Origin of the sequence: Nesterenkonia sp. F, assembly GCF_000220985.1 — a bacterium.
In the GTDB taxonomy this organism is placed as follows: Bacteria; Actinomycetota; Actinomycetes; order Actinomycetales; family Micrococcaceae; genus Nesterenkonia.
Genome location: NZ_AFRW01000074.1, coordinates 1 through 9255, shown reverse-complemented (window position 1 = coordinate 9255; position 9255 = coordinate 1). Strand labels below are relative to the sequence as shown.

General features: G+C 70.8%; 10 protein-coding genes. 8 read left to right on the top strand and 2 right to left on the bottom strand.

The annotated features are described in order from the left end of the window. Positions 1 to 57 precede the first annotated feature (57 nt). The 4 genes from GU5_RS0105915 (at position 58) to GU5_RS0105895 (ending at position 3745) form a co-directional block, all read left to right on the top strand. On the top strand, positions 58 to 495 hold the full coding sequence (locus tag GU5_RS0105915; RefSeq protein ID WP_010524657.1) for a low molecular weight phosphatase family protein: 438 nt from the start codon (positions 58 to 60) through the stop codon (positions 493 to 495). 92 nt (positions 496 to 587) lie between these two features. Then, the gene (locus GU5_RS0105910; RefSeq protein ID WP_139084334.1) at positions 588 to 1289 is read left to right on the top strand and encodes a hypothetical protein; all 702 of its coding nucleotides are present in this window, start codon (positions 588 to 590) and stop codon (positions 1287 to 1289) included. 60 nt (positions 1290 to 1349) lie between these two features. Further along, positions 1350 to 2348, top strand: coding sequence for a YdcF family protein (locus GU5_RS0105905; RefSeq protein ID WP_010524655.1), 999 nt, complete (start codon positions 1350 to 1352; stop codon positions 2346 to 2348). A gap of 98 nt (positions 2349 to 2446) precedes the next feature. Then, a complete protein-coding gene (locus GU5_RS0105895) occupies positions 2447 to 3745 on the top strand; it encodes an aromatic acid exporter family protein (RefSeq protein ID WP_237704676.1) in 1299 nt (432 codons plus the stop codon). 13 nt (positions 3746 to 3758) lie between these two features. Here GU5_RS0105895 and GU5_RS0105890 read toward each other — a convergent pair whose 3' ends face one another. After that, positions 3759 to 4322, bottom strand: a complete 564-nt coding sequence (locus GU5_RS0105890) for an amino-acid N-acetyltransferase (protein WP_010524653.1) — start codon at positions 4320 to 4322, stop codon at positions 3759 to 3761. Positions 4323 to 4643: 321 nt separating this feature from the next. Here GU5_RS0105890 and pstS point away from each other — a divergent pair, with 321 nt between their 5' ends. The 4 genes from pstS (at position 4644) to pstB (ending at position 8924) form a co-directional block, all read left to right on the top strand. After that, the gene (pstS, locus tag GU5_RS0105885) at positions 4644 to 5759 is read left to right on the top strand and encodes a phosphate ABC transporter substrate-binding protein PstS (RefSeq protein ID WP_029514055.1); all 1116 of its coding nucleotides are present in this window, start codon (positions 4644 to 4646) and stop codon (positions 5757 to 5759) included. Between the two features lie 119 nt (positions 5760 to 5878). Further along, complete coding sequence (gene pstC, locus GU5_RS0105880; RefSeq protein ID WP_010524651.1) at positions 5879 to 6895, top strand: phosphate ABC transporter permease subunit PstC; 1017 nt, start codon at positions 5879 to 5881, stop codon at positions 6893 to 6895. Beyond that, the gene (gene pstA, locus GU5_RS0105875) at positions 6895 to 8088 is read left to right on the top strand and encodes a phosphate ABC transporter permease PstA (protein WP_010524650.1); all 1194 of its coding nucleotides are present in this window, start codon (positions 6895 to 6897) and stop codon (positions 8086 to 8088) included. The genes pstC and pstA overlap by 1 nt, the downstream gene beginning before the upstream one ends. A gap of 56 nt (positions 8089 to 8144) precedes the next feature. Then, complete coding sequence (pstB, locus tag GU5_RS0105870; RefSeq protein WP_010524649.1) at positions 8145 to 8924, top strand: phosphate ABC transporter ATP-binding protein PstB; 780 nt, start codon at positions 8145 to 8147, stop codon at positions 8922 to 8924. A gap of 37 nt (positions 8925 to 8961) precedes the next feature. On the opposite strand, the gene GU5_RS14250 is transcribed toward pstB, so the two are convergent. Beyond that, on the bottom strand, positions 8962 to 9255 hold a 294-nt coding region (locus GU5_RS14250; protein WP_010524648.1), incomplete at its 5' end, for an inorganic phosphate transporter.

Below are 9255 nucleotides of genomic sequence, written 5' to 3'. Positions count from 1 at the left end.
CCGACGACCCGATTCCGCCCCGGCGCGTCTGCGCCGCCGTCCCGAGGAGGACCCCGTATGGCCGATGACCGGACCCGCACTCCCGGTGTGCTCTTCGTCTGTGTGAAAAACGCCGGCAAGTCTCAGATGGCGGCCGGACTGATGCGCCGCGAGCTCGCCCGCGCGGGCGCCGCTGAGGCCGTCCGTGTGACCTCGGCCGGGACACACCCCGGCGCGGCGGTCAACAGCCTCTCGGCCGAGGTGCTCGCCGAGGTCGACGTCGACATCAGCGCCGAGACGCCGAGGCTGCTCACCGAGGAGATGATGCGCGAGGCCGGTCATGTGGTCGTGCTCGGCGCCGAGGCTCAGGTCCCTGACGTCGACGGTGTCGCCGTCGAGCGGTGGGAGACCGACGAGCCGAGCCTGCGCGGCGTCGAGGGGCGCGAGCGGATGGAACTGGTGCGCGACGACATCGCCGCCCGCGTGCATCAGCTCGGGGAGCGCCTGCAGTCCTGACCTCTCGACGCGCGGCGACGTGATGCAGAGCTCGTCCGCGGCACGGTCGGACGCTCCGTCGGCGTCCAGGCCGCGGCGATATCCTGGGCGCCATGGCTTCCCCCGGTCCACGGCGCTCGCCGTCCCGTCCCTCGCCGGCGGTGTATCGGCGGCGTCGTCTCGTCGTCGCGCTGCTCGCCGTCCTGCTGGTGGTCATCCTCTGGTGGATCGGCTCCTCGCTGATCGGAATGATCACCGCCGACGAGCCGGAGCAGACCCCCGCCGGAGCGGACTCGTCGGACGACCCCTCGCCCTCTGACCCGCCCTCCGGTTCGCCGTCCCGCGAGGCCTCCGACTCACCATCGGGGGAGTCCTCGGGGGACTCCTCGGGGGAGTCGTCGGGATCGCCCGCCGACGACGGCGGCTGCGCCGCGTCCGACGTCGTGGTGCGCGCGAGCACCGACGCCGAGGAGTACACCGTCCAGGAGGCGCCGGTGCTGCAGATGGAGGTCGAGAACACCGGAGAGGAGTCCTGCACGCTGGATCTGGGCACCGCCGAGCAGGAGTACTCGATCACGCATGCCGGCGAGGAGGTCTTCACCACGGCGCAGTGCGAATTCGAGGAGACCTCCCTGCCGACCGAGCTGGTGCCGGACGAGCCGGAATCCGCCCGACTGACCTGGCCGCGTGCGGACTCCTCGGTCGACTGCGCCGAACCGGACGCGTCGCTGCCGGGGGGCGCCTACGAGCTTCGCATCAGCGTCAGCGGCATCTCCTCGGATCCGCACGAATTCACCCTCGCCGGCGCGGAGTGACCTCGGCGGCACGCTCGGAGGGCGGCTCCCGCGACGACCTGGGCCGATAGGCTGAGCGGCATGTTCATGCTGCTCCTGGCCGCCGTCGCCGCCGGGCTCTACCTGCGCTGGCGGTCCCGCGACCGTCGGATGCTGCGCAACGGCGTCGCCCTCTGCGCCGCCGTGGGCTGCGGTGCCCTCGGGGTCCTGCAGATCCTCGGTCAGCTGGTGCCCGGCTTCGGCTTCGTGACGCTCGGGCTGATCCTCCTGCTGCCGCTCAGCGTCGTGGTGCTCTGCGGCTTCCTGCTGGCCAACGGCTTCATCATGCTGCGTCGCGAGGGGCGTCGGCCGGCGAACATGCTCTCGCTGCTCGCCGGGATCGGCCTCGCCCTGCTGCCTATGCTGGGCCTGCGGCTGGTCCTGCTCCAGGAGCCCTGGTCGGTCGCTCTGGCGGTGCTGCTGTTCTTCGCCTCGGCCTATGTCGGGGTCGCCTTCCTCGTCTTCCTCAGCTATGCCTGGGTCTACGGCCGGTCGACGCGGCATGAGCATCCCGCGGCGGTCGTCGTGCTGGGCTCGCGGCTCATCGACGGCGGCGTCCCCCCGCTGCTGCGGGCGCGGCTGGACCGGGCGGTCGAGGTCCACCGCGAGACGGAGCCGAAGCCGCTGTTGATCCCGTCCGGCGGCCAGGGGCCTGACGAGTCGCGTCCCGAGGGCGAGGCCATGGCCGAGCATCTGCTCGCCTCCGGCGTCCCCGCCGAGGACGTCGTGCCCGAGACCCGGGCGCTGAACACCGCGCAGAACCTGGCGTACTCGCGCCGGATCCAGATCGAGGCCGGCCGCGAGGGGGAGCTGCTGGCGGTCACCAACACGTACCACGTGCTGCGTGCGGCCCTGCTGGCCCGCCGGGCGGGTCTGCGCGCGGAGGTCACCGGCGCCCCGACGGCGCGCTACTTCATCCCGAGCGCCTTCCTGCGCGAGTTCGTGGCGGTGATGAAGGGCCACCTCTTCCTCCATGCCGTGCTCCTCCTGCCGTTCCTCGCCGCGACGGGACTGGTGCTGCTGGCGGCCCTGGGGCGGTGAGCGGCCGCCCGCGTCGGCCCTCATCCGGAGCGGGCGACCGGCGTCGCGACGTGAGGCGGTCGACTGAGCGTCAGCGCGCCACCGCATAGACTCGGGGCGTGACGAATTCACCGGACGAGGCAGATCCCGCAGGGCCCGGTCGGGCGGCGGACGACGCCGACGCGGCCGCGCCCCCGGCGCGCGGCGGCTTCCGACGGCGGGCCGGCGTCGTCGCGTCGCTGCGGCATCTTCTCCGGCGCACGGCGCATATGGCGGCCAGTCGGGCCAAGGCCGGAGCGATCCGTGCGCGACACTCGTGGATGCCGGCGCTGCAGATGACGGTCGCCGGCGTCGGCGCGTTCGTGCTCTCCGAGGCCGTCTTCGGGCACAACGGGCCGATCTTCGCCGCCGTCGCTGCGATGATCGCCCTGGGGTTCACCAAGGAGCCGCGGCTGCGCAAGATCGTCGAGGTCTCCATCGGCTGCACGCTGGGGATCTTCGTCGGCGACACCATGCTGCACACCTTCGGCTCCGGGCCGATCACCGCGGCCGTCGTCGTCTTCGTCTCGGTGATGCTCGCCCGCTTCCTCGACTCCAGCTCGCTGCTGGCGATGCAGATGGGGCTGCAGGCGCTGCTGGTGGTGATGATCCCCGCCCCGGAGGCCGGGATCTTCGGGCCGTTCTCGCGCAGCGCCGACGCCGTGCTCGGCGGGATCACAGCCATGGTCGTGGCGCTGACGACGCCGAAGGATCCGCGGCGCGAACCCATCCGCGAGGTCAGTCGGGCGGTTGACGAGCTCGCCGCCGCCCTGCGCGAGACCGCCTCCGGCATCCGGCGGTCGGAGTCCCGCGAGGCCTGGCACGCGCTCATCCGCACCCGCGGCATCCAGCCGCAGCTCGACGACGTCCACGGCGCGGTGACCTCCGCGCGGGAGCTGACCCGCTACTCGCCGGCCTACCGCCGGCATCGGCACTACGTGCGCTCGATGGGCCGCGTCGCCGAGCAGACCGATCTGGCGGTGCGCAGCATGCGGCTGGTCGCGCGTCGGGCGGTGAGCGTCATCGACCACGCCGCGCTCGGCGATCCGGCCACCCGCGGAGTCGGTAAGGTGCTCGACGAGTTCGCCGACGCCGTCCAGCTGATCTCTCGGGCGGTCGCCGAGCCGGGGCCGGCCTATGAGCGTCGCATGGAGGACGCCCGCGACCGGCTGATCGCCGTGGCCATGCAGCTGCATCCCGCGCGGCTGCGCGTGGACACCCTCGAAGGCGAGGCGGTGGTCATGCTGGTGCGGACGATGATCGTCGACGTGATGATCGGCGCCGGCATCCCGGCCGAGGAGGCCGCGGACTACCTGCCGGGGCTGCGCAAGCGGACCCCGCCGACCGGCACGATGCCGGTGGTCGACGACCAGTCCTGAGGCGCCGCCGGACTCAGTCGAGCTCGATGAGCATGCGGGTGTTGCCCAGCGTGTTCGGCTTCACCCGCGCCAGGTCCAGGAACTCGGCGACGCCCTCGTCGGGCGAGCGCAGCAGCTCGGAGTAGACCTCCGGGTCGACGGCCTCCTGGTTCTCCATGACGTGGAAGCCGTGGGCCAGGAAGAAGTCCACCTCGAAGGTCAGACAGAAGACCCGCCGGACCCCCAGGTCGCGGGCGTCCGTCAGCAGACGCTCCAGCAGCGCCGAGCCCACGCCGTGGCCGCGCCATGCGTCCCGAGCGGCCAGCGTGCGCACCTCGGCGAGGTCCTCCCACATCACGTGCAGGGCGCCGAAGCCCATCATCTCTCCGCCGGGGGTCTCGGCGATGCGGAACTCCTGCAGCGACTCGTAGTAGGAGACGGCCTCCTTGGCCATGAGGACGCGTCGCTCCACCAGAGGACGGGAGATCTCCACGATGGCGGCGACGTCTGCGGTGCGCGCCGGCCGGACGACGATCTCCGAGCGCTCGACGGCGCGCCCGGCGCCGGAGGCGGCGCTGTGCTCGGCGGAGGAATCCATCGTTCCAGTCTACTGAGCGCCGGGCGCACGTGCGCGGGGCGACCGTGCGGGACGACGCCGCGATGTGTCGGAGATCACACCGGATGCCTCAGTCCGGCCGGATCGGCGCCGTGGCAGGGCTGGCGAGACGTGGTTCACGCACCGTTAACCCTCTCTGCCCGGAACGGTCACCTTCGACGGTCAGTCTGGACACCTGAAGTTCCTACGGTGACACACGGCCCGGCGCGCGGCGGACCTCTCCCGAGGTCGTCGTCGACCGGCTGGACTGACTCGCACGACCGGCGCTGCGGCGCCGACTCCGACACCTCTGAGAGGGACATTGTGAAGGTAGATCGACTCGGCCGCGCGGCGGCCGTCCTGGGTGTGGCCTCGCTGGCACTGGTGGCCTGCGGCGAATCGAACAACCCCGACAGCGGCTCCGAGAACGGCGGCGACGGCGGCTCGGTGGACGTCCAGGGCACCTTGCAGGGCGGCGGCGCCTCCTCGCAGGAATCCGCCATGACAGCCTGGACGCAGGGCTTCGCCTCTGAGGCCGCGGACGCGCAGGTGAACTACGCGCCGGTCGGCTCCGGCGGCGGCCGTGAGGGCTTCCTGGGCGGCGAATACTCCTTCGCCGGCTCCGACGCAGCGATGTCCGACGAGGAGTGGGAGGACTCCAAGGAGGTCTGCGGGCCCGACGGCGCCTTCCACGTGCCCGCCTACATCTCTCCGGTGGCCGTGGCGTTCAACGTCGAGGGCATCGACGGCACGCTGAACCTGGACGCCGAGACGCTGGCGCAGATCTTCGCCGGCGAGATCGACTCCTGGGACGACGAGGCGATCGCCGAGCACAACGAGGACCTGGAGCTGCCGGACACGCCGATCACCGTCGTCCACCGTGCCGACGACTCGGGCACCACCGAGAACTTCACCGACTACCTGTCGGTCGCCGCGGAGGACGCCTGGACCTGGGGCCCGGTGGAGACCTGGCCCGAGGACATCACCGCCGAGTCCGCCCAGCAGACCTCCGGCGTGGTCGACCTGACCAGCTCGACCGACGGGGCGATCACCTACGCCGACGCTTCGCAGGTCGGCGACCTGAACTCCGTGGCGGTGCAGGTCGGCGAGGAGTACGTCGAGTACTCCGCCGAGGCCGCGGCGAACGCCGTCGCGAGCTCCGAGCCCGTCGAGGGCCAGGCGCCGAACAACCAGGCGGTCGAGCTCAAGCGCGACACCACCGAGTCCGGCGCCTACCCGATCGTGCTGGTGAGCTACCACATCTTCTGCAACGAGTACCCCGACCAGGAGACGGTCGACCTGGCCACGGCCTTCGAGGAGTACGTCATCTCCGAGGACGGTCAGGCCGCGGCCGAGGAGGCCGCCGGCAGCGCGCCGCTGTCGGAGGACCTGCGCAGCCAGGCCCAGGAGGCGCTGGAGCAGATCACCGTCGCCGAGTGATCGACCGGCGGCTCCGCCCCCGGCGTCCGGGAACGGCCCGCTCGGGCCGCTCCCGGACGCCGCTCCATGGGGACGCCGTTCCCGTCCCCGTTCCGCATCCATGCTGAGAGGGAGAGCACGTGGCCACTCCTGACGACACGTCGACCCGGACGTCGACCGATCCGTCGACCGGCGCCGCACCGACGCGCAGCACCGGGCGCGGCGGCTCGACCGCCCTGTCGCGGTCGGACTCGCGCGGCGTCTTCGGCGACCGACTCTTCGCCGGACTGGCGCTGGCGGCCGGCATCCTGATCCTGGCGATCCTCGCCTTCGTCGTCCTGTTCCTGACCCTGAACTCCGGGCCGGCCGTCGTCGACGACGAGGACGGCCTGATCATCGGCCAGTTCGTCGACTATGCGTGGCCGCTGATGATCGGCACGCTCATCGCCTCGGCCATCGCGCTGCTGCTGGCCACGCCCGTCGCCGTCGGCGTCGCGCTGTTCATCTCGCACTACGCTCCGCCGCGGCTGAGCAAGCCGATCGGGTACGTCATCGACCTGCTGGCGGCCATCCCGTCGGTGGTCTACGGCGCCTGGGGCATGAGCTTCCTCGCCCCCGGGCTGGTGCCGGGCTACGAATGGCTGCACGAGAACCTCGGGTTCATCCCGCTGTTCGCCGGCGACCCGTCGCAGACCGGCCGCACAGTTCTCACCGCAGGCATCGTGCTGTCGGTGATGGTGCTGCCGATCATCACCTCGGTCTCCCGGGAGATCTTCGTGCAGACGCCGAAGCTGCACGAGGAGGCCGCGCTGGCGCTGGGCGCCACCCGCTGGGAGATGATCACCATGACGGTCTTCCCGTTCGCCCGCGCCGGCATCATCTCCGGCATCATGCTCGGCCTGGGCCGAGCGCTGGGCGAGACGATGGCCGTGACGCTGGTGCTCTCGCCCGGCCTGCTCACCGCCTCGCTGATCTCGTCGGGCAACAGCACCATCCCGGCGGAGATCGCCCTCGGCTACCCGGAGGCGCCTCCGGGCTCGGAGCGCCAGGCTCAGCTCATCGCCATCGGTCTGGTGCTCTTCGTGATCACCCTGCTGGTGAACATGGTGGCCCGGTGGATCGTCAGCCGGCACAAGGACTTCTCGGGAGCGAACTGATGACGAACACGACGACACCCGACGCCGCCGAGTCGCGCGCTCCGGAGGACGACTCGCTGCAGACGCGCGGCCGCACCCGGAGCAGGCTCACGCAGAACGCCCAGCCGCGCTGGCAGTGGCTGGTCGTGCTGGCCGTCTCCGCCGTCCTGGGATCCGCGCTCTCCGCGCTGATCGGCTTCAATGTGGCCGGCTGGCTGATCTTCACCGCCGTGCTGCACGTGGTCATCACCTACGTGATCACCCTGACGCGGGTGAACCGCCGCCGTGCCACCGACCAGCTGTGGCGGAATCTGATCTTCATCGCCTTCCTCATCGCGCTGCTGCCGCTGGTCTCGGTCATCTGGTCGGTGGTCTCCGTCGGCGTGCCGGGTCTGCTGGCCCCGGGCTTCCTCTCCTCGGACATGCAGGGCATCACCGGCACCGTCGACGAGGCCTCGCAGACCGAGGGGACCGCCGTGCTCGGCGGCATCCGCCACGCGATCATCGGCTCGCTGGTCATCACCGTGGCCGCGACGGTCATCTCGGTGCCGATCGGCCTGCTGACCTCGATCTACCTGGTGGAGTACGCCCGCGGCGGCCTGCTGTCCCGGGCCATCACGTTCTTCGTCGACGTGATGACCGGCATCCCGTCGATCGTCGCCGGCCTCTTCGCCGGCGCGGCCATGGCCTGGTTCCTCGGCACCCTCAACGCGGTGACCGGGCTCTTCGGCTCGATGAGCTCGACGATGGGCATCACGGCGGCCGTCGCACTGTCGGTGCTGATGATTCCGGTGGTGGTGCGCACGACGGAGGAGATGCTGCGCGTGGTGCCCAACGAGCTGCGCGAGGCCTCCTTCGCCCTCGGGGTGCGGAAATGGCGGACGATCCTGAAGGTCGTCATCCCCACGGCGGTCTCCGGCATCGCTTCCGGCGTCACCCTCGCCGTGGCACGCGTCATCGGGGAGACGGCGCCCATCCTGGTCACGGCGGGCTATGTGGTGAACACCAACTGGAACCTCTTCCAGGGCTGGATCACCGCCCTGCCGGTCTACATCTACCGGCAGTTCGTCAACCCGACGTCGCCGGCCTTCTCCGAGCCTTCCCACCAGCGGGCCTGGGCGGCGGCGCTGGTGCTCATCATCATCGTGATGCTGCTGAACCTGATCGCCCGCATCATCGCCAAGGTGTTCGCCCCCAAGACCAGCGGGCGCTGACCGCACCGTCGGCGCACCCGGCCCTGCTCCTGCACAGAAAGAGTGAGTCCCCCGACATGTCCAAGCGCATCGACGCGAAAGACCTGAACGTCTACTACGGCGACTTCCTCGCCGTCGAGGGCGTCTCGATGACCATCGACGCCCAGGCCGTCACCGCCTTCATCGGCCCCTCGGGCTGCGGCAAGACCACCTTCATGCGCAGTCTGAACCGCATGCACGAGGTGCTGCCCGGAGCACGGGTGACCGGCCAGCTCATGCTCGACGGCGACGACATCTATGACCCGGCCGTCGATCCGGTGACCGTGCGCACCATGGTCGGCATGGTCTTCCAGCGGGCCAACCCGTTCCCGACGATGAGCATCCGTGAGAACGTGCTGGCCGGGTACAAGCTCAACGGTGCACGGATCAGCCGGTCGGAGGCCGACGACATCGTCGAGCGCGCGCTGCGCGGCGCGAACCTCTGGAAGGAGGTCGAGTCGCGGCTGGACAAGCCCGGGTCGAGCCTCTCCGGCGGGCAGCAGCAGCGCCTGTGCATCGCGCGGACCATCGCGGTGAAGCCGGACGTGATCCTCATGGACGAGCCCTGCTCGGCCCTGGACCCGATCTCCACGCTGGCGGTCGAGGACCTCATCGCCGAGCTCAAGCAGGAGTACACCGTCGTCATCGTCACCCACAACATGCAGCAGGCGGCCCGCGTCTCGGACAAGACCGGCTTCTTCAACATCGCCGGCACCGGCAAGCCGGGCAAGCTGGTGGAGTACGACGACACCTCGACGATCTTCAACAACCCGCGGGAGAAGGCCACCGAGGACTACGTCTCCGGCCGCTTCGGCTGATCGGCGGAACTTCCGGCCGATCTCTCCGGTCGGCGTCTCAGGCCAGGGCGAGCAGCGGCGAGCCGGCGAGCACCAGCAGTCCGGCGATCAGCCCGGTGGCCGCCGGCGTCGCCGCCCAGTAGCAGAAGAGCCGCAGGCCCTGCGGCCAGTTGACCGTCGCGAAGCGCTGGTTGCTCCCGGCGCCGATGACCGAGGACGCCGCCGTCATCGACGTCGACAGCGGCAGCGAGAGGGTCAGCGAGCCGAGGAAGAGCAGGCTGGCGGTCGTGGTCGTCGAGACCATGCCGCGCAGCGGATCCATGGTGACCAGCCGGTGGCCGAGCATGTGGCC